Annotated in this window: 26 protein-coding genes; 10 read left to right on the top strand and 16 right to left on the bottom strand. The window is 69.2% G+C overall.

The features are described 5' to 3' along the window. Window positions 1–31: 31 nt before the first annotated feature. From HW466_RS00495 to ypfJ, 8 genes are all read right to left on the bottom strand, one after another. The gene (locus tag HW466_RS00495) at window positions 32–1,240 is read right to left on the bottom strand and encodes a porin (protein WP_059799760.1); all 1,209 of its coding nucleotides are present in this window, start codon (window positions 1,238–1,240) and stop codon (window positions 32–34) included. Between the two features lie 177 nt (window positions 1,241–1,417). After that, the gene (locus HW466_RS00490) at window positions 1,418–2,356 is read right to left on the bottom strand and encodes a helix-turn-helix domain-containing protein (RefSeq protein ID WP_059449585.1); all 939 of its coding nucleotides are present in this window, start codon (window positions 2,354–2,356) and stop codon (window positions 1,418–1,420) included. Window positions 2,357–2,417: 61 nt separating this feature from the next. Then, entirely contained in the window at window positions 2,418–3,008 is a 591-nt protein-coding gene (locus HW466_RS00485; RefSeq protein WP_174905462.1) for a DUF3156 family protein, read from the bottom strand. Then, window positions 3,005–4,507, bottom strand: a complete 1,503-nt coding sequence (locus tag HW466_RS00480; RefSeq protein ID WP_059544020.1) for an APC family permease — start codon at window positions 4,505–4,507, stop codon at window positions 3,005–3,007. The genes HW466_RS00485 and HW466_RS00480 overlap by 4 nt, the downstream gene beginning before the upstream one ends. A gap of 253 nt (window positions 4,508–4,760) precedes the next feature. Then, window positions 4,761–6,101 carry an aspartate aminotransferase family protein gene (locus HW466_RS00475; RefSeq protein WP_151004772.1) on the bottom strand — a complete coding sequence of 447 codons (1,341 nt, stop codon included), beginning with the start codon at window positions 6,099–6,101 and terminating at the stop codon, window positions 4,761–4,763. 59 nt (window positions 6,102–6,160) lie between these two features. After that, window positions 6,161–7,663 (bottom strand): aldehyde dehydrogenase family protein, encoded by a 1,503-nt coding sequence (locus HW466_RS00470; RefSeq protein ID WP_059544022.1) that lies wholly within the window; start codon window positions 7,661–7,663, stop codon window positions 6,161–6,163. Window positions 7,664–8,014: 351 nt separating this feature from the next. Next, window positions 8,015–8,755: a helix-turn-helix transcriptional regulator gene (locus tag HW466_RS00465; RefSeq protein WP_059449581.1), complete on the bottom strand. Its 741-nt coding sequence runs from the start codon at window positions 8,753–8,755 to the stop codon at window positions 8,015–8,017. A 357-nt stretch (window positions 8,756–9,112) separates the two neighbouring features. Beyond that, window positions 9,113–9,988 carry a KPN_02809 family neutral zinc metallopeptidase gene (gene ypfJ / locus HW466_RS00460; protein ID WP_151006800.1) on the bottom strand — a complete coding sequence of 292 codons (876 nt, stop codon included), beginning with the start codon at window positions 9,986–9,988 and terminating at the stop codon, window positions 9,113–9,115. Window positions 9,989–10,414: 426 nt separating this feature from the next. Between ypfJ and HW466_RS00455 the strand changes: the two genes are divergently transcribed. The 5 genes from HW466_RS00455 to HW466_RS00435 all read left to right on the top strand — a co-directional run bounded on the left by HW466_RS00455 (window position 10,415) and on the right by HW466_RS00435 (window position 15,387). Continuing rightward, window positions 10,415–11,206, top strand: a complete 792-nt coding sequence (locus HW466_RS00455) for an SDR family NAD(P)-dependent oxidoreductase (protein ID WP_174905461.1) — start codon at window positions 10,415–10,417, stop codon at window positions 11,204–11,206. Between the two features lie 186 nt (window positions 11,207–11,392). Continuing rightward, window positions 11,393–12,463, top strand: coding sequence for a LysR family transcriptional regulator (locus tag HW466_RS00450; protein WP_151006430.1), 1,071 nt, complete (start codon window positions 11,393–11,395; stop codon window positions 12,461–12,463). Between the two features lie 98 nt (window positions 12,464–12,561). Then, window positions 12,562–13,248: a DUF4286 family protein gene (locus HW466_RS00445; RefSeq protein ID WP_174905460.1), complete on the top strand. Its 687-nt coding sequence runs from the start codon at window positions 12,562–12,564 to the stop codon at window positions 13,246–13,248. A 68-nt stretch (window positions 13,249–13,316) separates the two neighbouring features. Then, a complete protein-coding gene (locus HW466_RS00440; protein WP_059544440.1) occupies window positions 13,317–14,636 on the top strand; it encodes an MFS transporter in 1,320 nt (439 codons plus the stop codon). A gap of 49 nt (window positions 14,637–14,685) precedes the next feature. Next, window positions 14,686–15,387, top strand: coding sequence for a DUF2848 domain-containing protein (locus tag HW466_RS00435; protein ID WP_060348312.1), 702 nt, complete (start codon window positions 14,686–14,688; stop codon window positions 15,385–15,387). A gap of 77 nt (window positions 15,388–15,464) precedes the next feature. On the opposite strand, the gene HW466_RS00430 is transcribed toward HW466_RS00435, so the two are convergent. Further along, window positions 15,465–16,445, bottom strand: coding sequence for an NAD-dependent epimerase/dehydratase family protein (locus HW466_RS00430; RefSeq protein ID WP_174905459.1), 981 nt, complete (start codon window positions 16,443–16,445; stop codon window positions 15,465–15,467). Window positions 16,446–16,544: 99 nt separating this feature from the next. On the opposite strand from HW466_RS00430, the gene HW466_RS00425 reads away from it, so the two are divergent. Then, window positions 16,545–17,444, top strand: coding sequence for a LysR family transcriptional regulator (locus tag HW466_RS00425; RefSeq protein ID WP_059449574.1), 900 nt, complete (start codon window positions 16,545–16,547; stop codon window positions 17,442–17,444). A gap of 41 nt (window positions 17,445–17,485) precedes the next feature. On the opposite strand, the gene HW466_RS00420 is transcribed toward HW466_RS00425, so the two are convergent. From HW466_RS00420 to HW466_RS00410, 3 genes are read right to left on the bottom strand one after another with little or no spacing between them, the layout of a single operon-like run. Next, the gene (locus HW466_RS00420; RefSeq protein ID WP_151006597.1) at window positions 17,486–17,806 is read right to left on the bottom strand and encodes a DUF7660 family protein; all 321 of its coding nucleotides are present in this window, start codon (window positions 17,804–17,806) and stop codon (window positions 17,486–17,488) included. A 26-nt stretch (window positions 17,807–17,832) separates the two neighbouring features. Beyond that, on the bottom strand, window positions 17,833–18,144 hold the full coding sequence (locus HW466_RS00415) for a hypothetical protein (RefSeq protein WP_151006596.1): 312 nt from the start codon (window positions 18,142–18,144) through the stop codon (window positions 17,833–17,835). A 7-nt stretch (window positions 18,145–18,151) separates the two neighbouring features. Next, on the bottom strand, window positions 18,152–19,024 hold the full coding sequence (locus HW466_RS00410) for a LysR family transcriptional regulator (protein ID WP_060348309.1): 873 nt from the start codon (window positions 19,022–19,024) through the stop codon (window positions 18,152–18,154). A gap of 136 nt (window positions 19,025–19,160) precedes the next feature. On the opposite strand from HW466_RS00410, the gene HW466_RS00405 reads away from it, so the two are divergent. After that, a complete protein-coding gene (locus HW466_RS00405) occupies window positions 19,161–20,621 on the top strand; it encodes an MFS transporter (RefSeq protein ID WP_174906014.1) in 1,461 nt (486 codons plus the stop codon). Between the two features lie 69 nt (window positions 20,622–20,690). Here the strand turns inward: HW466_RS00405 and HW466_RS00400 are convergent, their stop codons facing one another. Both HW466_RS00400 and HW466_RS00395 read right to left on the bottom strand, forming a co-directional pair. Next, the gene (locus HW466_RS00400) at window positions 20,691–20,888 is read right to left on the bottom strand and encodes an oxidoreductase-like domain-containing protein (RefSeq protein WP_151007121.1); all 198 of its coding nucleotides are present in this window, start codon (window positions 20,886–20,888) and stop codon (window positions 20,691–20,693) included. A gap of 166 nt (window positions 20,889–21,054) precedes the next feature. Continuing rightward, the gene (locus tag HW466_RS00395; protein WP_059799746.1) at window positions 21,055–21,768 is read right to left on the bottom strand and encodes an SDR family NAD(P)-dependent oxidoreductase; all 714 of its coding nucleotides are present in this window, start codon (window positions 21,766–21,768) and stop codon (window positions 21,055–21,057) included. A 327-nt stretch (window positions 21,769–22,095) separates the two neighbouring features. Between HW466_RS00395 and HW466_RS00390 the strand changes: the two genes are divergently transcribed. After that, entirely contained in the window at window positions 22,096–22,773 is a 678-nt protein-coding gene (locus HW466_RS00390) for a dihydrodipicolinate reductase C-terminal domain-containing protein (protein WP_059769273.1), read from the top strand. A 78-nt stretch (window positions 22,774–22,851) separates the two neighbouring features. On the opposite strand, the gene HW466_RS00385 is transcribed toward HW466_RS00390, so the two are convergent. Together HW466_RS00385 and HW466_RS00380 are read right to left on the bottom strand one after the other, a co-directional pair. After that, entirely contained in the window at window positions 22,852–23,661 is an 810-nt protein-coding gene (locus HW466_RS00385; RefSeq protein ID WP_059978127.1) for an SDR family oxidoreductase, read from the bottom strand. Continuing rightward, on the bottom strand, window positions 23,658–24,491 hold the full coding sequence (locus HW466_RS00380) for a molybdenum cofactor biosynthesis F family protein (RefSeq protein WP_060271593.1): 834 nt from the start codon (window positions 24,489–24,491) through the stop codon (window positions 23,658–23,660). The genes HW466_RS00385 and HW466_RS00380 overlap by 4 nt, the downstream gene beginning before the upstream one ends. A gap of 170 nt (window positions 24,492–24,661) precedes the next feature. Here HW466_RS00380 and HW466_RS00375 point away from each other — a divergent pair, with 170 nt between their 5' ends. Both HW466_RS00375 and HW466_RS00370 read left to right on the top strand, forming a co-directional pair. Then, the gene (locus HW466_RS00375) at window positions 24,662–25,456 is read left to right on the top strand and encodes an AraC family transcriptional regulator (RefSeq protein WP_059769267.1); all 795 of its coding nucleotides are present in this window, start codon (window positions 24,662–24,664) and stop codon (window positions 25,454–25,456) included. 203 nt (window positions 25,457–25,659) lie between these two features. Further along, entirely contained in the window at window positions 25,660–26,583 is a 924-nt protein-coding gene (locus HW466_RS00370) for a DMT family transporter (RefSeq protein WP_174906015.1), read from the top strand. The last annotated feature ends 102 nt before the right edge of the window (window positions 26,584–26,685 follow it).

The following is a 26,685-nucleotide window of genomic DNA, read 5'->3' as shown; positions in this document are numbered from 1 at the left end:
CCGCTCCGACCGCGTCGCCACATGCGCGCCGTCAGAAATTCACGCGAATCCCGGCCATCACCGCGAGCTGCCGGCTGGAATTGCTGTTGGCGAGCACCGGAATCTGCGCGTAGTTCACCGCATTTCCATTGGCATCGCTGCCGAGCCCCGTGCCGCTCGCGATCTGGCCGATCGCGACCGCGTACAGCGCCGTGCGCTTCGACAGGCTGTAGTTCGTGCCGACGTTGACCTGATGGAAGCGCGTCGTGCCGCGCCCGTCCGTGTGCGCGGCATTGAAGATGTACGCGACACCGCCCTGCAGCGCGGGTGTGAACATGTACGTGACGTTCAGCTCGCCGATGTCGAACGTGAACGCCTGCTTGCGTGGCTGCGCGTCGGTCGAGAAATAGCGGCTGTCGCCGAGGCGCGTGTGCGTGTAGGTCAGCGCGACCGTCGCCGCGCCGAGCGTCACCGAGCCGCCGGCGCCGAACGCGCGCATCGAGCCTGCGTCCTGGAGCAGGCAGTACATCGCGCCCGGATTGCTGCACGCGAAGTCGCCGATGTAGCCGCTCGCGCCGCCGAGCGCCGCGTCGAGCGGTTGATGCAGGTCGAGATAACCGACCGAGAACGCGACCGGCGCACGCGTGTAGGTCGCGGCGACCGCATAGCCGCGCTTCGCGGAAAAGTCGCCGGCCTGCCCGCCGAAGCTGAACGTGCCGCCGAACGTGAGGCCGTTGAAGTCCGCGCTGGTGAACTTCACCGCGTTGTTGAAGTTGAACGCGGCATTGAGGTTGTCGACGTCGCCGAGATGCGAGCCGTACGGCGTCGCCCAGTTGTTGCTCGATACATAAGCGCCGAGCATGTCGGTGTACGAATCGTATTGCCGGCCGAGGCCGAGCGTGCCGATCGAATCCTGGCGCAGCCCGACCCACGCCTGCCGGCTGAACGCGGTGCCGCCCTGCAGTGCCTGCCCGTTCGCGGACAGGAATTGCTGCTCGAGTGAAAACACCGCGTCGAGCCCGCCGCCGAGCGGCTCGGCGCCCTGGAATCCGAAGCGGGACGGCACGAGGTTGCCGCCGCCCATCTGCCACGCATGGCCGCTGCCCGTGCTGCCGTCGGCGCGCGTGAACTGCTGGTTCGTCGAATAGATGATGCCGGTGTCAACGGTGCCGTACAGCGTCACGCTGCCGGAGGTTTGCGCATGTGCGTGCATGCAACCCAGCGTGGCCGCGGCCGCCGCCAGTCTTCGTCCGATCTTCATGTCCCGCCCCTCTGATGTCATCGATTCGCAGTGCAGATCGATGGTGTTGTCGATATGGGTGACAGGACTCTATCCAGCGAAAATTCCGGACCTCTATCCCAAATCAGCAAACCGTGCAGCGAGCGGACGACATGCGGCAGCTCGCGTCGGCAGTCGCACCGGCGCGGTGCGCGAACGTCATTCGGGACGCAACGTTTGCGACGGCAGCTCGCCGAACAGGTCGCGATACTCGCGTGCGAAATAACCGAGATGGGTGAAGCCCCAGCTTGCGGCGGCCTCGCCGACGCCGAGCTGCTGTGCCGAGGTCGTGCGCAGCAGGCGCCGCACCGCGTTCAGCCGGATCGTGCGCAGATAGCCGACGGGCGTGACGTCGGCGACACGCTGGAAGCTCGTCTGAAGCGTGCGGCGGCTGCAGCGCAGCGCACGGCACAATTCGAGCACGGTGACGGGTTCCTCGGGCCGCTCGCGCAGGTGTTTCTCGCAACGGCTGACGATATCGCTGTAGGTCGCGTGCGTGATGTCGCGGCGCTCGACACCGATGCCCTGGTCGAGCGCATCGAGGAACATGCCGAGCATCGCGTCGCGGAACATCTTGCGCGTGGCTGCGTATTCGAGGCAGCCGGGGTTGCGCTGCGCATCGTCGATCAGCGACGACAGCCGCGCGCCGAGCGCGACGCCTTGGGCGTCCGACAGCCGCGTGACGTGCCGCAGCTTGCGCACGCCGGCCGCGCCGAACTCCGCTTCGCAGAGCTCGTCGATCATGTCCGACGCGGCGCTGATCCCGACGAGACCCATCCCTTCCGGCGTATGGAATTCGAAATCCTCGCCGGCGTGCAGCGCGAGCAGCGCATAGCCGTCGACCGGCTGGCCCTGGAACGTGCCGGCGAGCGGCAGCGACAGCGGCACCGCGAGCGACGTGCGCCCGGCCGGCGCGACGCCGGTTTGCGCGACTCGCCGGTTGGTCGTCTCGCGAAAGAAGTGGAAGTCGTCGTACAGGACCTGCGTGACGGTGCCTCTGAACCGGCCCGGCGTCATCTGGCGGTAGACCTGATGCCAACCCGCGATCGCGAGCCCGTGGTCGTGCACGTCTTCGTGTGAGCGTGACTCGAACAGCATCGGCATCTCCGGTGAAACCCTGAATCCACATTGCGCGCGCAACGGCGCGCAACGGCACAGCTTACCCGCGCAAAATTCCGCGCAGTGCAGTTTCGAACGCGAGGCAGGCCGCCGACAGCGCGCTGGCCTGCTCGCCGGTCAAGCGGACATAACGGCGAAACGACGGCATCCGGTTCACGATCTCGCTGCCGCCGAACGGCACGACGGCGAGCGTCCATCGCCCGTCGCGGGCGGCGATCGTGCAGTCGGTCAGATGCAGCGGGCGCAGCGCGCCGGCAAGGGCCGAATCGGCGACGAGCGCGGCCACCGCCCGCACGAATGCGGGGTCGCAGCCGGGCGCGGGCGCGGCCGCGATGCCGGTGCGCCGCAGCCAGCCGGTCTGCAGCAAGCGCGCATGACCTTCCGCGGCCGGGCCGCCCGTGTCGACCGACACCCGCACGTTGACCGTGTGCATCAGGAACTGGCGATCGACGCGTTCGTCGATGCTCACGTGCGCGCCGTTCGGCAGGCGGGCCCGGGTCTCGGCAGCGCCGCCGTTCGCATCGCGTACCGCGCCGAGGTCCGCCAGCACGCGCGCGGCGACGGCGCCCGGCCGATGGCCGGGCGGCGGTGCGTCGGGCGCCGTGCGCCACCGGGCGAAGGCGAGCCTCACGATGCGACGTGCTCGTTGCGCAGCACTTCCTCGACCGGCACCGCTTTGAACGGGTGCCGGCGCTGCACGACGACCGTCCAGAACAGCGCGTACAGCGCGGTGAGCCCGAGCATCGCGCCGAACGGCACGTAGATGTCGCGCGCGTTCATGCCGGGCGGCGTGATGTACCAGATCGCGAGCACGATGCCGACGCTCGACACGATCTGCGGCAGCGGAAACAGCGGCGAGCGATACGGGCGCGGCAGGTCCGGGCGACGGATGCGCAGCATCACGACCGACGCGGTGACGAGCAGATACGCGGTGCCCCATGCGCAGGTCGCGGCGAGCACGAGGTGCAGGATGCTGTCGAGGTTGCCGTTGATCAGCCACGCATGGAAGATCGGCACGATCGCCGACGCGACGATGCCGACCACCGGCGTCTTGAAGCGCGGATGCAGATACGCGAAGCAGCGCGGCAGCGCACCGTCGATCGCCATCCCGTACAGGATGCGCGGCAGCCCGGCCATCAGCGTGTTGATCGTCGCGGCGCCCGCGCACAGGAACGCGATGCCGAACCACACGCGGCCAAAGGGCCCGAGCACCTGCAGCGCGAACGCGGGAATCGCGCCGGGCGTGTCGAGCAGATGCGTGAGGCCGTCGGCGCTCACCGGCACGTTCGCGACCTGGCGCCGGATCGCCGCGCCGTACAGGAACATGCAGATCGCGACGCCGACGAGGCCGAGCGCCATCGCGCGCGGGATCGTGCGGCCCGGCGCCTTCATTTCCGGCGCGAGCGGCGTGACGAATTCGCAGCCGACGAACATGAACATCGCCATCCCGACCAGCGACAGCACGGCCGGCACCGACGTGCCGACTTCCGAGCCGCCGAACCAGCCGTCGAGATGCACGGCCGGCGCGGCGGCGAGCCCGAGGATGCCGAAGATCATCAGCGACAGCCACATGCCGGCCGTCAGCACGATCTCGAGCTTGCTGAACACCTTGATGCCGATGATGTTGGTGATCGCGAACGTGACGACGAGCCCGACGCCGACGAGCCACGAACTGTTGTGCTTCTCGAACGCGGCGTTCAGCGACTCGAAATTCACGAGCGCCATGATGCCGCTGAGAATCGTCTCCGCCGTGCCGGCGAACACGTGCACGAGGAAATACGCGGAAATCGTGCCGGTGATCGCCCAGAAGCGGCCGAGCCCGCACGACAGGTAATCGTAAACCGAGCCGGCGGTCGGCAACATCGCGGCGGCTTCGGAGAAGGTCGTCGCCTGCGCCTGCATCATCACGAACGCGATGATCATCGCGACCGCGAACGCCCAGCCGCCCATGCCGAAGCCGGACGTCGCGGTGAGGATCACCGGGCTCGCCATGATGAGGCCGACGGCGCTCGCCAGCGCGGTCGGAAAACCGACCGCGCCCGCCTTCAGCACCGTGCCGCCGCCTGCTTCAGCCGACGCACCGGCGGGCGTATCGCCCGAGGCGCCGGTCACTCCAGACCATCCCGACATCTTCGTCTCCTTCCCTGTTTCAGGCCGTCGCCGGCGCTGCGGCGCCCGCTCCGTTCCGTGCTTCGCGGTCGGCCGGGGCGGCGCTTCAGCGCTGCGCCGCCCGGCCCCTGTCGATCCAACGCTGATCCGATGTCGAAAAAATACGCAGGCAAAATAATCCGTTCATAGCGCAAATCGGCAAACCGGCGGTGAAGAGCGGGTAATCCCGCCCTCCACCGCCGGTTCCGCGTCGTGCGATGCCCGCGTCACGGACTCACGCGAATGGCACGGCCTCGAAGCCCGCCGCGAGCGCGCCGACGATCCTGTCGAGCTGCTCGCGCTGGATCACGAGCGGCGGCGACAGGATGATCTTCGTGCCGACCGGGCGCACCAGCACACCGTGCTCGCGCGCCACTTCCGCAACCGCGTTCGCATAGCCGGAAAGCGGGTCGATCGGCTCGCGGGTCTGCTTGTTCGCGACGAGATCGAGCGCGAGCATCAAACCCTTGCCGCGCACCTCGCCGACCGCCGCGAAGCGTTCGGGGAACGACCGCAGCGCTTCGAGCAGATACGCGCCCTGCTTCGCCGCGTTCGCCGGCAGGTCTTCCTTCACGACGATGTCGAGGCTGGCGATCGCAGCCGCGCATGCGACCGGGTGCCCGGCATACGTGTAACCGTGCATGATCGCGCCGCCGAAGTCGGCATTCGCGGCGAACGCGTCCTCGATCCGCGCGTTCACGGCCGTCGCGCCGAGCGGCACGTAGCCGGACGAGATCCCTTTCGCGAGACACATGATGTCCGGGCGCACGCCCCAGCCGCGGCTGCCGAACAGGCTGCCGCTGCGGCCGAAGCCCGTCACGACTTCGTCGGCGATCAGCAGCACGCCGTAGCGGTCGCAGACCTCGCGCACGAGCGGCCAGTAGTTGGCCGGCGGCACGATCACGCCGCCCGCGCCCTGCACCGGCTCGGCGATGAACGCCGCGACCGTGTCGGGGCTCTGGAACTGGATCTCGCGCTCCAGCATTTCCGCGCAGATCCGGCCGAGCTCCTCCGGGTCCTGCGTGAACGGATTGCGATACAGCCACGGCGTCTCGACGTGGAAGCAGCCGGGCAGGTTCGGTTCGTAATTGCGGCGGAACACGGTATTGCCGTTCACCGACGCGCCGCCGAAGTGCGTGCCGTGATAGCCCTGCTTCAACGAGATGAACTTCGTGCGGTCGGCCTGACCGCGCACCTTCCAGTACTGGCGCGCGATCTTCAGCGCGGTCTCGATCGAATCGGAGCCGCCCGAGCTGTACAGCACGCGCCGCATCCCCTCCGGCTCCAGCATGTCGATCAGCTTCTTCGACAGCTCTTCCGCGCGCGGATGCGAGATGCCGTCGAACAGCTGGAAGTATTCGAGCTCGTCGAGCTGGCGCACGATCGCATCCTTCACTTCCTGGCGGTTGTGCCCGACGTTCACGTTCCATAGCCCCGCGACGCCGTCGACCAGCTGCTTGCCGGTTTCATCGAACACGTAGCAGCCGTCGCCGCGCACGATGCGGATCGGCTTGCGCTGTTTCATTTCGTTCGGGTGCAGCATCGGGTGCCAGAATTTTGCTTCGTTGTAGCTCATTGCATTCTCCACTTTCGGATCGTTCGCGGTTGTCGCGTGTTCGGAACGGGCGCCGCGCGTCAGTGCGCGATGCACACGGATTTGGTTTCGGTGAAGCCCTCGATCGCGTACTGGCCGAACTCGCGGCCGATGCCCGACTGCTTGTAGCCGCCGAACGGCATCGACGGATCGAGCGGAATGTGGCAGTTCACCCATACGGTGCCGGCCTCGATCTGCGGCACGAGGTTCATCACGCGTTTCAGGTCGTTGCTCCAGATGCTCGCGGCGAGGCCGTACGGTGACGCGTTCGCGAGTCGCACGGCGTCGGCCGCATCGTCGAACGGCACGACGACGATCACCGGGCCGAACACCTCGTCGCGCACGATCGCGCTGTCGGGATGCGGATCGGCGATCACGGCGGGCTTCACGTAGTAGCCGGGCAGGTCGTCGGCCGGCGTGCCGCCCGCGAGGAAGGTGAGGCCCGCGCGGCGCGCGCCCTCGATGTGCTGGACGACCTTGTCGCGATGGTGCGCGGAGACGAGCGGGTTGATCTGCGCGGTGGTGTCGAGGCCCGCGCCGAGCTTCATCGACTGTGCGACGCCCGCGAGGCCGTCCGCGAGCTGCGCGAACTTGCTGCGGTGCACGTAGATGCGCGACGCGGCCGCGCACACCTGCCCCTGGTTGAAGAACGCACCGGCCGCGACGCCGTCGAGCGCCTGCGCGACGTCGACGTCGTCGAGCATCACGATCGGGTTCTTGCCGCCGAGCTCGAGCGAGAAGCGCGTCATGTTCTGCACCGCCGCCGCGCCGACCAGCTTGCCGGTCGCAGTCGAACCCGTGAACGAGATCTTCGCGATCGACGGGTGGCTCGACAGCGCGGCGCCGCATGCGCGCCCGCCGGTGACGACATTGAACACGCCTGGCGGCACGCCGGCGTCGCGGGCGAGTTCGGCCAGGCGCAGCGCGGTGAGCGGCGTTTCCGGCGACGGCTTCAGCACAATCGTGCAGCCGGCCGCGAGCGCCGGCACCAGCTTCCACACCGCAATCATCAGCGGGAAATTCCACGGCACGATCGCCGCGACCACGCCGACCGGCTCCTTGCGCGTATACGCTGTATAGCGCGCGCCGGGCGGGAACGGGATCGACACGTCGAGCGTCTGGCCGGTGATCTTGGTCGCCCAGCCTGCCATGTAGCGCGCGTATTCGACGCTCGCACCGACCTCGATCGCGCGCGATACGTGGATCGACTTGCCCTGGTTCAGCGTTTCGAGCTGCGCGAGCGTTTCGGCGTCGGCTTCGATCAGCTCCGCGAGCTTCAGCAGGATGCGTTCGCGGTCGGCGGGACGCAGCCCGCTCCACACGCGCGTGTCGAATGCATGCTTTGCGCTGGCGACCGCGCGTTCGACGTCGTGCGCGTCGGCGTCGGCGACCGTCGCGAGCCGCTCGCCCGTCGCCGGGTCGTACACGTCGAGGCGCGCGCCCGCGTGCGCGGGCTGCATTTGACCGTCGATGAAGAGGCCGAAGTCGCGTGCGACGAAGGTGCGCACGGTGTCGCTGACGGCGACGAAGTTCGTGGTGCTCATGGGCGTCTCGATGATTGTCGTGGTTGGGCCGCGTGCGCTCCGGCATGCGGGTGTCGAACCACTGTATCGACGAGGGATCGCGCCCGGTGAGCGCAAATTGGCAACCGCGTGCGGGACCGGAACGCGGGTGACTTCCGGAATGTGGAATGGCGGCGTGCGAGGGTTGCGTTATCGTCGGATGAATCGCGCGGGCTCGGGCTCGGGCTCGGGCTCGGGCTCGGGCTCGGACGCGGTGCGGACGCGGTACGGGTGCGGGTGCGGGTGCGGGTGCGGGTGCGGGTGCGGGTGCGGGTCCGGGTGCGGGTCCGGGTCCGGGTGCGGGTGCGGGTCCGGGTCCGGGTGCGGAAAAAACTACAGGAACAGCGCGCCGACCAGCCCGGTTCGGTTCGACACGCCGAGCTTCCGGTACATGCGCATCAGATGCGTCTTTATGGTCGGCTGGCCGAGCGCGAGATCGCGCGCGATCTCCTTGTTCGAGCGGCCGTCGCGCACGAGGCGGGCGATCTGCTCCTCGCGATACGTCAGCCGCTCGTCGCAACCGATCCGGTGTATCCCGCGCCGCGCGCGCAGCAACGGGGCCAGCGCGGCCTCGGCGACCGGTTGCAGCCGTGCCAGCGCGTCGATCTCGCCCGGCGCGAACCGGCCCGCCGTGCCGTTGCCCAAGTCGCCGCCCGCGTCGCTCTTGCCGAAGCGCAGCAGCGAAAACGCACCGACCGTCCGCCCCGCGTCGTCGCGCAGCCAGATTTCGACGACGTCGGCGACATCGTGCCGCCGCAGGAAACGGGTCCAGTACGCGGACGCATCGCGTCTTTCGTCAGGCAATTGGGAAGCGAGCGTCACGACCGCCTGAGCGCCGGCCGCGCAGCGCGACGGGTGCAGCGGATCGAGCATCCGGTAGCGCGCGATGTAGGTGCGATGCATCGACTCGGGCATGCCGAACAGCTCGAAATCGGCCGGCTCTCCGCTCAGGTCGAGCCGGTAGAACACGATCGCGGACGGGCTCGCAAACGCGTCGAACGCTTCGACGCACGCGCGCAGCGCGCGCTGCCAGTCGGCGGCTTCGTGATCGGCGGGAACGGGTGAGGTCGGCATGATGAGAGCGGCCGGCGGCCGAACGCGTCGAAGTTCGGGCCAGCGTACCGGCGCCGAAATGGGCCGGTGAGCACAAATCGGCAATTCGTCCGCGCGTGGCGGAAGGATCCCGCTCGCCGTATCGCGACGGCGTCGTGAATCGGCGATCGCCCCGCCGGCAGCCGCATGCTCGGCGGGGCGACGGGTCGACGGGTCGGCGGTCTGCAACGGCGACAGCAACAGCAACAGCAACAGCAATCGTGCCGTGTGACAGATCGCGCACGCAAATCGCGCGCGATTCAGAACGATCGGCGAATTGCGCGCAAGTGCCTGTACGCGCAGCCTCGCGACGCAAGCGTGGCGAAGCCCCCGTACGCGTCAGTGCGCGTTCGCGGCGAACGTATCGCAGGCGCTCACTTCTCCCGATTCCATCCCGCGCCGCAGCCAATACACGCGCTGTTCGCTGGTGCCGTGCGTGAAACTCTCCGGCACGACGTAGCCCTGCCCTTGCTGCTGCAGCCGGTCGTCGCCGATCGCGGCGGCCGCCTTCAGCCCATGTTCGAAATCGCCGGGCTCCATCAGCCGCTGGTTCGCGCGCTGCGCGTTGTTCGCCCACACGCCGGCGAAGCAGTCGGCCTGCAGCTCCATCCGCACCGACAGCGCGTTCGAGCGCGCTTCGCTCGAACGGCGGCGCGCGGCATCGACCTTGTCCGAAATGCCGAGCAGGTTCTGCACATGATGGCCGACTTCGTGCGCGATCACGTACGCCTGCGCGAAATCGCCGCCCGCGCCGAACCGCTTGCGCAGTTCGTCGTAGAAGCCGAGATCGATGTACACATTGCGGTCACCCGGACAGTAGAACGGCCCCATCGCAGTCTGACCGGTGCCGCATGCGGTCGGTGTCGAGTTCGTGAACATCACGAGCTTCGGCGGCTGGTACTGCGCATGCAGTTGGGTATTGAAGACGTCCGTCCACGTGCGCTCGATATTGCCGAGCACCTTGCGCGTGAACACGGCGCCCGGATCGTTCGCCGGCGCGCCCTGGTGCTGCGAGGGCGCGGGCTGCGCCTGCTGCTGCCGGCCCTGCAGCGCGGACGCGCCCTCGAGCACGACGCGCGGGTCGATCCCGAAGAAATACGATGCGGCCAGCGCGACCACGATCGTGCCGATGCCGATCGTCGCGCGCCCGCCGCCAAACCCGCCGCCGCGTCGATCCTCGACGTTTACGCTTTCTCTTTCGTCGTCCAGCCTCATTGCCGGCCCCTCCCTGTTCTTGTCGATGGTCCGACCGCGCGACGCGCGACCGGGCGATCCGCCACCGCGTACTGCACCATCGGCAGACGCGATGCATCCGGACCGGGCGCGTTCGCACGCCGATCCTGCCGCCTGCCGCTCCGCTTGCACGACGGAATCGGCCGGCCGCCGCGCCACGCATCGATGCGCGGGCGCGCCCGCGCCATTTTGCCGGGCTTTTGCGACTTATCGCAAAAATACGGAGGATAGAGCGATTCGGCGCCGAACATCGTCAGCCTTTGCAAAATGATCGCGACCTACCGAGCGACCCGGTGCGGGATACCGCCCTCGACCGTTCGGCCGGTTCCCGTTCATCCTTTCGGCGGATACCGCAGTGCGTCGGCACGCCCTAAAGTGACCGGAAACGATGCTCTTCCGGAGAACGACATGGCACCCCCGCAACCCCGCACGATCGTAATCACCGGCGCAGGCACCGGCATCGGCGCCGCGTGCGCGCGCCGCTTCGCCGCCCGCGGCGACAGCGTCGTGCTGATCGGGCGGCGTCGGGCGCCGCTCGACGCGCTAGCCGTCGAGACGGGCGGCTTCGCGCTCGCCGGCGACGCCGCGAGCACGGACGACTGGACCCGTTTCGTGCCCGAGATCGCCGCACGGCTCGGCCCGGTCGATGCGCTCGTCGCATGCGCGGGCGGCCACGGTCTCGGCCGCGCGGACGAAACCGACGACGCGCAATGGCGCGACGCGATGCATGCGAACCTCGACACCGCGTTCGTCAGCGCGCGCGCGTGCCTGCCCGACCTGATCGCGCGGCGCGGCAGCATCGTGCTCGTCGCATCGATCGCCGCGCTGGCGGCCGGCCCCGGCGTATGTGGCTATACGGTCGGCAAGCATGCGCTGCTCGGGCTCGCGCGTTCGCTCGCACGCGACTACGGCCCGCACGGCGTGCGCGCGAACGCGGTGTGCCCGGGCTGGGTGCGCACGCCGATGGCCGATGCGGAAATGGAACCGCTGATGTCCGCGTACGGCGACACGCTCGACGGCGCCTACGCGCGCGTCAGTGCCGACGTGCCGTTGCGGCGCGCGGCCGATCCCGACGAGATCGCGGCCGTGTGCGCGTTCCTGGCCTCGCCCGACGCATCGTTCGTGACCGGCGCAACACTCGTGGCCGACGGCGGCGCGACGGTCGTCGATGTGCCGACGCTCGCGTTCGAGAGCTTGTGATGCCCGGACACACGAAGCCCGCGTGACGTCGCATTGCAGACGGCCGCGCAACGTCGAGCACGTGCGTACCGCCGGCCGGCGGCCGGCGCCCGGGCAGACACTGCCCACTTCTGCCGCTCCGGAAATCCGCTAACATCGTCCGATCCCGCCGCCCCCGCGCGGCACTGCCTCACCGCTCGGAATGCGATGAACATCCGGTTTCTTGAAACCTTCGTCTGGCTCGCGAAGCTGGAGAACTTCCGGCTCACCGCCGAGAAACTGCATACGACGCAGGCGGCCGTGTCGAGCCGCATCGCGTCGCTGGAAGAGGCGTTCGACGTGCGTCTGTTCGACCGCAACACGCGCTCGGCCACGCTCACGCCCGCGGGCCGGCGCATGCTCGCGTACGCGGAGCGGATCGTGCGGCTCGACAGCGAGATGCGGCGCGACATCGACGCGGCGAGCGACGCGGGCCTGATCCGGATCGGCGTGATCGAGTCGATCGTGCACAGCTGGTTTCCGGCGCTGATGGCGCAATTGCGCGAGCGCTATCCGCGCCTCGACGTCGAAATCACGAGCGACACGACGCTGCACCTGGTCCGCCTGATGAGCACCGACGGCGTCGACCTGATCCTGCAGACCGACCCGGTGCCGGGCCCCGACTTCACGAATCTGCCGCTGTGCGAATTCCCGGTGCGCTGGGCGGCGAGCCCGCGTCTCGGCCTCGGCGGCGAACGGCTCGACGTCGCGCGGCTTGCCGCGTATCCGATCATCAGCTTCTCGCGTCATTCGGGGCCTCACGCCACGATCGAGCGGCTGTTCGCGGCCGTCGAACGGCCGGCCAGCATCAACTGCATCACGTCGGTCGCCGCGATGATCCGGCTCGTCGCCGACGGCTTCGGCGTGGCCGCGCTGCCGCCCGCGATCATCGGGCGCGAACTGCAGGAAGGCTCGCTCGAACTGCTCGACGTCGAACCCGACTTCCCCGCGCTGCCGCTCGTCGCGTCGTATCGCACGCAGGGCCTGCCGGTCGCCGCCCGCATCGCCGAACTGGCGAGCGAAGTGGCGCGCGCGATGCCGACGGTTTCCAGTCATGCGAAGCCCGCCGCGTCGGCAACGGCCAGGACCGAAGCCGAAGCCGAAGCCGAAGCCGAAGCCGACATCGTCGACAAATCCCCCGCCCGCCCGGCGAAAAAGAATCGACCCCCGGCCGCAAAACGCATGCCGAAATCCGCACCGCCGGCCACCCCGGCGAAGCGCCGTCCGCCCCGCTCATAAGAAAACCTGTTCACCGCGAATTTGTTTTCTTGTTGGACGGGCGCAGCCCGTCTTCGGGACACTGCGGTTCCAGACACACCCGTCACGAGGAACCCGCAATGACCCGCACTTCCCTTCCACACGGCCAGCTCTGCGTCTGGACGGACATCGACCCCGCGCACGAAGCCGATTTCAACGCGTGGTACGACCGCGAGCACATGCAGGAGCGTGTCGCGATTCCCGGCTTCACGCATGCGCGACGGTTTCGCGCGACCGACGGCGGCCCGCGCAAGTACCTCGCGCTGTACGTGACGGACACGCTCGACGTGTTCCGCGGCGACGCATATCGGCGCGCATTCACGAAGCAGACCGCGTGGTCGCTCGCGAATTTCGAACGGATGACGGGCACGCAGCGGCGCGTCGGCGAACTGACGATCGAGGCCGGCGACGGCGAAGGCACGCATCTCGCGCTGTTCGTGCTGCCGCCCGAACGCATCGACGTGCCGCACCTGCGCGAGCGCTTCGACGCGGTGCTGAGCGAAGCCGGCATTCATGCGGCACGGCTGTTCCGCACCGTGTCCGAGCTGTCCGCGCCGATCGGCGCCGATGCGGGCGCGCGTGCGGCCGCCGACGCGCTCGTGCTGATCGAGGGCAGCGATGCGGCGGCCACGCGCCGCGTCGCCACCGCCATCGCCGGTCACGACGACGTACGCACCTTCGACCTGCTGTGGCGCGCCGCCGCGCCGCTGCCGCCCGCAGGTCGCGATGCCGAAACGAACGCGGCAACCACCGCGCTGTCCGCCTGAACGCCGGCTTCGCCTTCAGCCGCGACGTCCGTCACCGGCACGCGCGTCATTCCGTCATCCTTAACGACATGCCCGACACCATGAGCACTCTCGCCCAGCCCGCCGCCCACGCGCCCCGCCGCGTCCGCAACAGCCGACTCGCGACCGCGAGCATGATCGGCACGTCGCTCGAGTGGTACGACTTCACGATCTACAACACGCTCGCCGCGCTCGTGTTCAACCATCTGTTCTTTCCGTCGGTCGATCCGCTGGCCGGCACGATCCTCGCGTTCTCGACGTATGCGGTCGGCTACGTGTCGCGTCCGCTCGGCGGCTTCGTGTTCGGCAACCTCGGCGACCGCATCGGCCGCCGCGCCGTGCTGATGCTCACGCTCGTGCTGATGGGCGTGACGACCGCGCTGATGGGCGCGCTGCCGACCTATGCGCAGGCCGGCATCCTGAGCCCGATCCTGCTCGTCGCGCTGCGCTTCGTGCAGGGCGTCGCGCTCGGCGGCGAATGGGCCGGTGCGGTGCTGCTGTCGGTCGAGCACGGCGACCAGAAACGGCGCGGGCTGTCCGCGTCGTGGACACAGATCGGCCCGTCGTTCGGCACGCTGCTCGGCACGGGCTGCATCGCGCTCGTCACGCTGTCGACCACGTCGGAAAACTTCCTGGCCTGGGGCTGGCGCGTGCCGTTCGCGGCCAGTGCGCTGCTCGTCGTGTTCGGTTTCTGGCTGCGGCGCGGCGTCGACGAAACGCCGCAGTTCGAGCAACTCGCGCAATCGCACGCGACCGCCGAGGTGCCCGTCGCCGAAGTGCTGAAGTGCCACTGGCGGCGCCTGCTGATCGCCGGCGGCTCGCGGATCGGCTCCGACGTGCTGTACGCGCTGATCGTCGTGTTCACGCTGACCTACGTGACGACCGTGCTGCACCTGTCGCGTCCGCTCGCGCTGACGGCCGTGATGGTCGGCACGGCCTGCAATGCGCTCGCTGTGCCGTTCTTCGGCGCGCTGTCGGACCGCTTCGGACGCCGCCCCGTGTATCTGGCCGGCGCGATGGCCGGGATCGTGTGGGCGTTCGCGTTCTTCACGATGCTCGATTCCGCGCGGCCGGGCGCGATCGTCGCGGCGGTTGCGATCGGCCTCGTGATCCATGCGGTGATGTACGGCCCGCAAGGCGCGTTCGTCACCGAGCAGTTCCCGACGCGCGTGCGTTATGCGGGCTCGTCGCTGGCCTACACGCTCGCCGGCATCGTCGGCGGCGGCTTCGCGCCGCTCGTGATCGCGACGCTGTTCCGCCAGACCGGAACGACGACGGCCGTGTCGCTGTACGTCACCGCGTCGCTCGTCGTCACGTCGATCGCACTGCTCGCCGCGCGCGAGACCGCGCACCGTCCACTCGCGGATTGAGCCTCCCCGCCGATCGTCCCGTTCATTCGCACTTCAAACGGATACCCGCATGCAAGCCCTGTCGTTCAACGTGATGCCCGCGCACGGCGCGCCGGCCCGGGTCGACGTCGAGATCGAACGCGTCGTGATCGCCGGCTGGGCCGGCCGCGACCCGGACGCGATCCGCGCGCACATCGACGAGCTCGCGGCGCTCGGCGTCGCGCCGCCGTCGACCACGCCGTGCTTCTACCGCGTGTCGTCCGCGCTGCTCACGCAGGCGCCGTCGATCGGCGTGCTCGGCGCGCGCTCGGGCGGCGAGATCGAGTGCGTGCTGATCGACAGCCCGCTCGGTACGCTGGTGACGGTCGGTTCAGATCATACGGATCGGGAAGTCGAAGCCTACGGCGTCGCGGTGTCGAAGCAGATATGCGCGAAACCGCTCGGCCGCGACGCATGGCGCCATGCGGACGTCGCCGATCACTGGGACGCGATCGAGATGCGCTCATGGCTGATCAAGCCCGGCGGCGAACGCGTCGCGTATCAGCACGGCGCCGTCAGCGGGCTGCTTGCGCCCGATGCGCTGTGGCAGCGCTTCGACGACCGACGCACGATGCCCGCGCGCTGCGCGATGTTCGGCGGCACGGTCGCCGTGCACGGCGCAATCGCCGCGATGGGCGACGGCGACGCGTTCGAGATGGAACTGCACGATCCGGTGCTCGGGCGCAGTCTTCGGCATCGATATGCGGTCGAGGTGTTGCCGATCGTTGCGTGATGGATGTTGGCGCGCGGCGCAGGCGGACAAGGGCATGAACCGCATGCAGGCCCGCCCTCCACGTGCGCCGCTCGACGTTATCGCAGACAACCCAGCCCGGCCAGCGTCGCCTCCACGGCCGTATCGAGCGGTGTCAACGGCTCGTGGCCCAATACCGCCGTCACCCGCGCGTTGTCCATCCGGAGCGGCTCACGCCACAGATAGCGCATTTCGCGCATCTCGCGCATCGTCGTGACGAACGGTGCCGCGGCCCACACGAGCCACCACGGGAATCGCCGCACCGTCGGCTGCATCCCGTGCCGCTGCGCGACGCGCCGCACGGCCTGCGCCATCTGCGTGCCGTCCGCGTCCCAGTGCCCGCCGAGATGGAAGCGCGCGAACGGCTCCAGCGTGTCGCGTCGCTCCAGCAGCTCGACCATCGTGCGTGCGACGTCCGGCAGGTACGCCCACTGATGGCCGACGCCCGGCCGGCCCGGCACGTTGATGGCCGCCACGGGCCGGCCGGCCTTGACGAGCCCCTGCCCGAACCAGTTGTTGCCCGCGTGCGCTCCGAAGAAGTCGCCGGCCCGCACGATGATCGTGCGGACGCCGTGCGCGGTTGCCGCCTGCAACCGCCGCTCCATCTCGACGCGAATCGCGCCCTTGCGCGTCACCGGACGCTGCGGCGCCTCTTCGCGCAACACGGGAAACGCATCGGGGCCGTAGTTGTAGATCGTCCCCGGCAGCACGACGGTCGCCTGCTCCGCCGTCGCCGCCGCGATCGTGTTGTCGAGCATCGGCAATACCTGCGTCGACCAGTTCCGATAGCCGGGCGGGTTCACCGCGTGCACGATCACGCTGCAGCCGCGCGCCGCGCGGACCACCGCGTCGCGGTCGAGCGCGTCGCCGCGCAGCCACGCGATCCCGTCGCGCTCCACCGTGCCGGCATCGAGCCCGCGCTTGAGCGCGCGCACCTGCCAGCCGGCATCGCGCAACTGACGCGCGACCTCGCCGCCGATGCCCCCGCTCGCGCCGAGCACGAGCGCCTGTCGTTGCGTTCCACCTGCGTTCACCGTCATGGCCGTTCTCCGTGAATGAACCGTTGTCTGCACGCATTCTGGCGCGCGGCGGCCTGATAAGGAATTGCCGAACTCAACCGATCGGCTATACATTTATGTATGACCGCCGATCTGAACTGGGAACGCTATCGCACCTTCCTCGCCGTGCTCACGGAAGGCTCGCTGTCGGGCGCTGCGCGCGCGCTCGGCATCACGCAGCCGACGGCCGGCCGGCACGTCGCGGCGCTCGAGGCCGCGTTCGGCCAGACGCTGTTCACGCGCTCGCCGTCGGGGCTGCTGCCGACCGAGGCGGCGCTGGCGCTGCGCGGCCACGCCGAGGCGCTGCGCAGCGCGGCGGCCGCGTTCGAGCGCGCGGCCGCGAGCCACGGCGCGGGCGTGCGCGGCACCGTGCGGATCTCGGCCAGCGACGTGATCGCGGTCGAGGTGCTGCCGTCGATGCTCGCGCAGTTGCGGCGCGACCATCCGGGGCTCGTCATCGAACTGGTGCCGACCGACCGCATCCAGGACATCCTGAATCGCGAGGCCGACATCGCGGTGCGAATGGCGCCGCCCGCGCAGGAAGCGCTCGTCGCGCGGCGCATCGGCGAGATCGACGTCGCGCTGCATGCGCGTGACGACTACCTGGCACGCAACGGCACGCCGTCGTCGACGGACGAACTCGCGCATCACGCGCTGATCGGCTTCGATACGGTGACGCCGTTCATCCGCTCGGCGGGGCGCGCGATGCCGCTGTGGAAGCGCGATGCGTTCGCGTTGCGCACCGACAGCAATCTCGCGCAGCTCGCGATGATTCGCGCGGGCTACGGGATCGGCTTCTGCCAGAACCGGCTCGCGCAGCGCGACGCGCGGCTCGTGCGCGTGCTGCCGGACGGGCCGGCGATGAAACTGGAAACCTGGGTGGTCATGCACGAGGATCTGCGGGCGAGCCCGCGATGCAGGGCCGTGTTCGACGCGGTGGCGAACGGGCTGCGCGCGTATGCCGAAGGGACGGCCGACTAGGCCGTCCGCAACCGCGCGCACGCGCATCGTCGCGACGCGCGCTATTCGTGGTTCTTGCCCGCGAGGAGGATGTCGGCCATGCGTCGCCACGGGTTGTTGGGCGGGTCGTAGCCGCGCAGCCCGTCTTCGGACGCCTCGGCCCAGTCGACCATTGCCTCCAGGTACTCGCCGATCGAGCGGTTTTCCCAGCCGAGCGCGGCGGCCGCGAACGGCGACGGCGGCACGTCGGCGTCGAGCTGGCGCTCCTTGTGCCAGTCATGGCCGAGCACGCGCAGGAAATGAATCAGCGTGCGTTCGTCGGTCACGCGCTCGAGCGCATGCTGCAGCCGCGCGGCCATCTCGTCTTTCAGTTCGTCGTTCATGCGTATCGCCCCCCGCTACGCAACGTTCAGAACGCTTCCACCTCGCACCAGCCGGGATACGTTTGCTCGACGATGAAGAAGTCGTCGAAGTAGACGAGCCCGAGCCGCTCGAGCGACCTCATGCACGCATCGGCAGCATCGCCGCCGAAAAACGGGCCGAGCGACACCAGCCGGTCCGACTCGTCGAAACAGCCGGCGAAATTGAATTCGCGCATGACCGCGGACAGGTCGACCGCTTTCTCGGCCAGCGCCGCGCGTCGAACGACGATTCCGAAATCTCTCGATATTTTCATCGGTACCGACTCCCGTCGAATACGTGCATGCGCGCCGACGCGCATGCCTGCTTCACATCAGCAACTGCCGCGACAGCACCTCGCGCGCCTGCGTGACCGTCTCGCGTTCGCCCGGCATCGGCGGCGTCAGCGAGAACACGGCGTCCGGCAGCGCCGGCAGCCGGTATTTCGTGCCGAGCCGCACGAGGCCCTCGCCGATCGCCGATGCGCACAGACAGCCGACGCCAAGCCCCGCCGCCAGCATCGACTGAAGCCCGGCGACGCCCGACGCGCTGTGCACGAGCACGTACGGCACATGCTGCTCGTCGAGCGAGCGCACGGCGATCTGATGCATCATGCAGTCGTCCGGCAACAGCACGAGCGGCAACGGCTCGGGCAATTGCTCGGCGAGCAACGGCGACGCGACCCACGACAGCGGCTCGCGCCGCAGCACCCAGCGCGTATCGGCCGATGCGGGCCGGAACGGACCGCTCGACAGGTTCATCACGACGCCCAGATCGATCTGTCCGCGCGCGTGCGCGGCTTCGATTTCCGCGCTCTTCATCGCGCTCACGTGCAGGCTCAGTTGCGGGTAGCACTCCCGCAACCGCGCGAGCAGGCCCGCGACTTCATGCGTCCGGTAGTAATCGGTGATCGCGACGCGCAACTCGCCCTTGATCGCCTGACCGCGAACTTCGTCGAACGCGGCCTCGTTCAATGCAACGATGCGCCGCGCATGCTGCAGCAAGCGTGTGCCGGCCGGGGTCGGCTCCACGCCGCGCTTGCTGCGCACGAACAGCGGCACCCCGGCGCGCGATTCGAGCTTGCGCACCTGCTCGCTCACCGTCGACTGTGACAGATGCAGCAATGGCGCGGCCGCCGTAAGGCTGCCCGCATCCGCCACCGCCGCGAATGTGCGCAACTGATCCAGATCGAAACCGCGCATCGCGCCTCCATCCATCGAATAACCCGATGGATGCTACCACCAATTCCCGCTTTTCCGAACCATAGACAATCCACAGAATATGGGTTCAACGGGTCCCGACATGCGTTACGGCCCTCATTCTTCCGGACTTTCGTTCATGACCGACAACACCCTTGCCCATTGCGCGCCGGCCGGCTCGGCCGCCGCGGCACCGCCGCGCAGCCATCACGGCTGGGCGCTCGTCGTCCTGCTGGTCGGCGCCATTCTGCCGCCGCTCGACTACTTCATCGTGAATCTCGCGCTGCCGGCCATTCGCGACGGCATCGGCGCACGACCGGCCGAGCTGCAGCTCGTCGTGTCGGCCTATGCGTGCGCGAACGCGGTCGTTCAGATCACCGGCGGGCGTCTGGGCGACCTGTACGGCCGCAAGCGGATGTTCATGATCGGGATGGCCGGCTTCGTGGTCGCATCGGCGCTGTGCGGGCTCGCCGGCAGCGGCGCGGTGCTGGTCGGTGGCCGCGTGCTGCAGGGCCTGTTCGCCGCGATCCTCGCGCCGCAGGTGCTCGCGACGATCCGCAGCGTGTTCAGCCCGCACGAGCAGGTGCGCGTGATGGGTTTCTACGGTTTCGTGTTCGGCCTCGCGGCCGTGATCGGCCAGCTGGGCGGCGGCGCATTGATCAGCCTGCATCCGTTCGGGCTCGGCTGGCGCGCGATCTTCCTGGTCAACGTGCCGATCGGCATCCTCGCGCTGCTCGGCAGCTGGCGCTTCATCCCGGAAAGCCGGACGCCGCGCGGGCAGCGCATCGACGTGCCCGGCACGGTGCTGCTGTCGCTGTTCCTGCTGATGCTCGTCTATCCGCTCACGCACGGACGCGAGGCGGGCTGGCCGCTGTGGATGGTCGCGTGCGCTGCCGGCGCGCTGCCGATGCTCGGCGCGCTGCTGGCGGTCGAAGCGCGCCGGCTCGCCGGCGGCCTCGACCCGCTGCTCGACGTGCGCCTGCTGCGCAACCCGGTCGTCGCGCTCGGGCTCGCGCTCGCATTCCTGTTCTACATGCTGAGCGCGCTTTTCCTCAGCTACGGGATCTATCTGCAGGGCTGCCTGAACTGGTCGCCGCTCGAGTCGGGGCTGGCGATCCTGCCGCTCGGCATCGGCTTCCTCGCGAGCCCGCTGCTGATGCCGCGCCTCGTCGGCCGGCTCGGCGGTCACCGCGTGCTCACGCTCGGCTTCGCGATGCTCGCGGCCGGCGTCGCGACCGCCGCCGCACTGGCCGGCGAACACGCGCCCGGCCCGGGCTTTTACGCGGGCATCGCGGCGATCGGCGTCGGGCAAGGCCTCGTGCTGCCGTCGGTCGTGCGGATCGTACTCGCGGAAGTCGACGCGGCACGCGCCGGGGTCGCGTCGGGCATGGTCAGCACGATGTTGCAGATCGGCGCGGCCGGCGGGGCGGCGACACTCGGCGGGCTGTTCTTCGCGCGGCTCGGCGCGCAACCGCAGGCGCTCGACTACGTGCAAGGGTTCAGGACGGCGATGTGGGCGCTGACGGCCGTGCTGCTCGCGTGCGTCGCGTTGTCGGCCGCACTGGGGCCGCTGCATCGTCGGGTGCGGGCCGGCGCATAACCACACGAGTCCGATAAAACATCGCCGGTGGTCAATCAGGGCACGGGTGGCCGCTTGCGGGCCTCAGGCTCATTCGTGATGCTTGTGTTGCGCGTGTCGCGCTTCCCATTCGGCCAGCTCGACGCGATAGCGCGCCAGCGCTTCATCGTACAGGTCGAACACGCACGGCGAGCAGCCGCTGTTGCAGCAGTCTTCCAGTTCGGGTTGTTCGGGCGGGGTCGGACGCGGATCGTCGGCGAGCGTATCCGTGCAGGCAGGCTTGGTCACGGCTTCAGTCACATGATGGCGAACGCTCAGTATACGGTGACGAGCTGTCGCATGCAGGCAGACGGCCGTGCGCAGCGCTGATCGAAACCGCGGCGATCGCGGCAATTCCGCGTGCGAGATGCCGCATGCTCGCGCATCGTAATCGACGGCGCTCGCCCGCCATCCGCTATGCCACGCGACCGCTCACGGGAATCGATGCGCCGGTGATCGCCTGCGCGTGAGCCGACAGCAGGAACCCGATCGTCGCGGCGATCTGTTCGGGCCGGACCCAGCGCGTGAAATCCGCATCAGGCATGTCCGCGCGGTTCGGCGGCGTGTCGATGATGCTCGGCAACAGCGCGTTCACGGTCACGCCGCGATCGAGCAGTTCCGCCGCCAGCGCCTCGGTGAGTCGGGCGACGCCAGCCTTCGCGGCCGCATACGCGCCCATTCCCGCGCCGGCCTTGAACGCCGCGCCCGCGCCGATGTTGACGATGCGGCCCGCCGGGCTCGCCACCAGGTACGGCAGCGCGGCCTTCGACGCATTCAGCGCCGTCTTCACGTTCAAGTCGTACATGCGGTCCCACGTGGCCGCGTCGCCGTCGGCAATCGTCTGCCACACGAACGCGCCTGCAATGTTCAGCAGCGCGTCGACGCGGCCGAATTCGCGATTCACGCTGTCGAGCGCGCGCGCAGCTGCGTGCGGATCGACGAGATCGATGCCGCCGATGCGCAGCGCATCGGCCGGTACGCCGGGCAACGCCTGCGCGTCCGGCGCCGCGCCACGGCCGATCAGCGCGACGCGAGCGCCGTGCTGGCCGAGCCACGCGGCTGTCGCGACGCCGAGATGGCCGAATCCGCCGGTGATCGCGACTGCCTTGCCTTTCAGGTCGTGTTCCATCGATGTGCTCTCCTGGGTCGAAGGGAGGTGGATGATACGCGGTTCGGTGCGCGGCCGGCCGCGACACGGACGTGCCCGGCCGGCGTTTCGACAGCGTAGCGCCGTTCGCGCTGCTCCGTGTGCTGCGACGGATGCGTGATCATCGACGAAGTTGCGCGGTTGATCCGCCGCGTCCGGTCATGCGCTTCACGCCAGGCATGACCGGACGTGGCCGGGCATAATGCGCGATCACGGTGCGCCGCGCCGTGCGCCGCGATCGCGCCGGGCGCTTGAACGGCCCACGACCGTTCCGTATCGAAACCCGAACCTCAACCCGTCTTCTACCCCATGCAAGTACTCGTCGTTGGCACCGGCAAGCTGGCAACCGAACTGCTCGGCTCGCACCGACTCGACCCGGCAACCTGTCGCGTGATGGCCTGGTCGGACCCGGCACGGGGCGACGAACGTTCGATCGTCGTTCACGCCGGATCGGGCCGCGAACTGCCTGCCGCGATCGAATTCTGCCGTGCAACGGGTTCGCCGCTCGTCGAGCTGTCCACCGGCTCCGACCTCGAAACCGGCGCGCACGACTTCCCCGTCGTGCTCTGTCCGAACACGAACATCCTGATGCTCAAGTTCATGAGCATGCTGGAAACCAGCGGCCATCTGTTTCGCGATTGCCACATCAGCGTGACGGAATCGCACCAGGCCACCAAGACATCCGTGCCCGGCACCGCGGTCGGTATCGGACGCTCGCTCGGCGTTCCGGCACACGACATCCATTCCGTACGCGACCCGGCCGAGCAACGCGACGCGTTGCAGATTCCCGACGATCAGCTCGGCCGCCATGCGTTCCACCGGATCCGCATCGAGGACGGCGCATGCAGCCTGCAATTCGAATCCCGCGTGTATGGCGCGTCGCCCTACGCGGACGGCGTGTCGCGGATCGTCGAGGCCGTCCGGCAGCACGCACTCGAACCGCGCCGGTATTCGATCGTCGAGTTCATTCATAACGGCTGGCTGTAGGCGCGACCGCGCGCGTGTCGCGCTGCCGTTCAGCCGACACGCTCGGCGCTCCGGTCGCATGATCGCGCCCGCGCCCGCTTACCCGTCACCCAGCACGGCCCCGCTTTCCGGCAACGTCGCGCCGCCGTCGACGACGATCGTCTGCCCGGTGATGTACGCCGCATCGGCCGATGCGAGAAACAACATCGCGCTGGCGATGTCCTCCGGCTCGCCCATTCGCGCGAGCGGAATGTCGCGCGCGATCTGCGCGGCGACCGATGCATCGCCGAGATTGCCGGCGGCCGGCGTGCGGATCATCCCCGGCTCGACGCCGTTGACCGTCACGTTGCGGCGCGCGAGCTCGAGCGCTGCTGCGCGAATGAAGCCGTTCACGCCTGCCTTCGACGCCGCGTAGTGCGCGAGCCCCGGATAGACGACGCGCGGCCCGGTCACCGACGACGTGACGAGCAACCGCCCGGCGCCTGCACGCTCGAATGCCGGCAGCGCGGCCTGGGCGAGCCAGAACAGCGCCGACAGGTTGACCGACAGCGTGCGCTCGAGCACCGGCGCATCGATCTGCTCGAACGGAGTCAGCGGGAAGTACGCGGCGTTGTGAACGACGACGTCGAGCCGGCCGCCGTCGCGCTCGACCGCCGCGACGAGCGCGACGAGCGCGTCGCGGCTCGCGGCGTCGACGCGATACGCGCGCGCATCGCCGCCCGCGCGGACGAGCGCGTCCGCCTGCGCGGCAGCGGCATCGACGTTGAGATCGGCGAGCGCGACGCATGCACCGGATTGCGCGAAACGGCGCGCGATTGCCGCGCCGATTCCCTGCGCGGCACCGGTGACGAGCACGACGTGCCCGCTGAAATCCGCACGCAGGCGGCCGCTGCCCGGCACGGCGTTCATCGCTGCGCCTCGCCGGCGAGCGGATGCACGGTTTCGTTCAGCACCTGCGCATGCGCGCCGACCGGGAAGTTCGACAGCGTGCCGAAATCGCCGCCCTGGTATCCGAAGATCTTGCCGTCCGTCTTGCGTTGCGCGAGGTCGATCAGCACGACCCCGAGCGTCGGCACCACCTTCTCGCGCCATACGAACAGGTACAACTGCTCGGCGAGCTTGAAGTAATGGCAGCGGTCTACGTCGGCCAGCCCGTCTTCGACACCCTGCAGACACTGCCATGCATAGAAGTTCTCGTTCAGGTAGATGTGCTCGTAGCATTCGGTCGGGCTGTAGCGGTACATCGTGCGCTTGCCGATCAGTTCGCGCGTGGGCCCGTGCAGCGGGCCCGGCCGTGCATGACCGCCGACGGTGCCGTGCCGGAACGTCGCATCGACACCCGTCAGCGGCAGCCCGCGTGCGACGCGCGTGAACGCGTCGACGCGCGTCTCGGTTTCCGTCGGCAGCGTGCCGATCACCGAGGTCCACACGCCCTGCCCGACGTCGATCACGAGACTGACCGACGTCGCGCGTGCTGCCGGGTCGATGTAGTCGACGAAATACAGATCGTCGCGCAGCCGCGTGACACGGCAACGCGCACGGCCGCCCTCGCCGGTCGCAGCGTCGCGCCATTGCAGCGCGCCGGCCTCGAACGTATAGACGCGCCATGCGCCCGATGCGTCGTCGAGGGCCAGCGAGCGCCCGACGAGCGCGTCCACGGGCGCGAGGACGTTCGCGTCCGGCGCGAAGCCGTCCGCGAGCGCGCCAACCTGAATGAATACCGGATCCTGTCGTTCCACCTGCCGTCTCCCGCGCAGCTTCAGGCCCGGCGGGCCATGTACGCTGCTCATGTGCACATGGTGCGGGCTGCGCGCGCCGCGCGGTATCGGCCAAAAGGATGAAGGGCGCGCGGCGCCGGAACGCGCTAAAGTGCACGTGATCCGCGCCGCTGCCGGCCCGAGGAGCGCCCATGCACCGTGTCACCCATTACCGACGCACCGATGAAGGCATCGAGGCAATCAGTCTCGAGTCCGACCGCGTGTTTCCGCGGCACGCGCACGACGAATTCGGGATCGGCGTGATCGTCAGCGGCGCGCACCGGTCCTGGAGCGGGCGCGGGCAGGTCGACGCGCTGGCCGGCGACGCGATCATGGTCAATCCGGGCGAGATGCACGACGGCATGCCGATCGAAACGGGTGCGGGCCGGCGCTGGCGGATGCTGTACCTCGCGCCCGCACTGGTCGCGGGCGTCGCGGCGGAAGAAGGCCTCGGTGGTGTCGAGCTCGCGCATCCGGCCGTGCGCGACGCGCGGCTCGCGGCCGCGTTCGGCCGGCTGCATGCACGGATCGTCGCTAGCGACACGCTGCCGCTCGCCCGCGACGAAGCGCTCGTGACCCTGGTCGCCGGGCTGCTTGCGCGGCACTCGAATCGCGCGTTGCCGCCCGCGGGCGTCGCACCGGCGATCCGTGTGGCGCGTGAGCGGCTCGATGCCGCACCGGCCGCACCCGTGTCGCTGGCGGAACTCGCCGGCCTGAGCGGCGTGAGCCGCTTCCAGTTATTGCGCGGATTCGCGCGCGAACTCGGCATCACACCGCATGCGTACCTGATGCAGTCGCGCACGCGGCTCGCGCGCGCACTGCTCGCGAATGGCCGGCCGATCGCGGATGCCGCGGCCGAAGCCGGTTTTGCCGACCAGAGCCACCTGACGCGCGCCTTCGCGCGCCAGTTCGGGATCACGCCCGGACGATTCACGCAGGCCGGCTGACGAGCGCCACCATCGCGGCGTGGCACCCGCGGCACGACGATGTCCGATCGTCACCGTTCGGCGGCGACGTCTTCCGATGACGCGCGCGAACGATCAGGCCGCGCCCTCCAGCACATTGCCGTTCCGGCTCACGCGTGTTGCTCGCCGACGCCGCTGCAATTTCGTTCAAGACGCCCGCGCCGCCGCACGCGACGATGCGGCACATGAAGACACGACTGATCGGCTATCTCTATCTCGCCGCTGCAATGGCAGGGGTCGGCAGCACCGTCGTCGCGAGCCGCCTCGCGGCCGGCGGCCTGCCGCCGTTCGCGGCCACCGCGCTGCGCTTCCTGATCGCAACGCCGCTGCTGCTCGCGCTGATGCGTGCGCAGCGAATGCGATGGCCGCGGGTCTCCATTCGCGACGCCGTGCTGCTGGTCGTGCAGGCTGCGGCGGGCGGGGTCGGCTACACGGTGCTGCTGATCAGCGGCACGAAGCTGTCGTCGCCCGTCGATGCGGGCGTGATGCTCGGCACGCTGCCGGCGATGTCGACGCTGATCGCGGCGGTCGTGCTGCGCGAGCGGCAGACGCCGCGCGACTGGTGCGCGGCCGCGCTGGCGACCGCCGGCGTGCTGTTCGTCACGTTCGCGCCGGACCAGGCCATGCCGTCGCTCCGGACGCTCGCCGGCGACACGCTGGTGCTGGCCGCCGTCGCCTGCGAGGCCGTGTTCATCCTGCTCAACCGGCGGCTGTCGGCGCCGTTGCCGCCGCTCGCGCTGTCGACGGCGATGTCGGGCCTCGGCTTCGTGCTCGCGCTGGTGCCGGCCGCGTTCGAATGGCATGCGCTGGCGACCGGCTGGAACATCGGCGCGGTGTCGGCGATCGCGTACTACGCGCTGGTGCCGACCGTGCTCGGCTATCTGTGCTGGTACGCGGGTTCGGCGCGCACGAGCGGCACCGAAGCCGCGCTGTTCACGGCGGTCGCGCCGGTCTCGGCCGTGCTGTTCGCGGTCGCGCTGTTCGGCGAAACGCTCGGCGGCGCGCAACTGCTCGGCATCGCACTCGTCGTCGCGGGAATGCTGGTAGGCGCGACACGACGACGCGAGCCGCCGGCACGTGTCACGTCAGCCGGTTGTCTCGATGGCTAATCCGTTCGTCGATCGGCGACGACTGTAGGAATGTGTCCGCACGCGGCAAAATCGTTGCGTACCGTCGCGCAAGATGCAATATTCGCGTGGCCGGGCCATTTG

The organism is Burkholderia territorii (assembly GCF_902833055.1).
GTDB classification, from domain to species: domain Bacteria; phylum Pseudomonadota; class Gammaproteobacteria; order Burkholderiales; family Burkholderiaceae; genus Burkholderia; species Burkholderia territorii.
The sequence above is the reverse complement of the archived record's forward strand: the minus strand, read 5'-3'. Positions and strand labels throughout refer to the sequence as shown.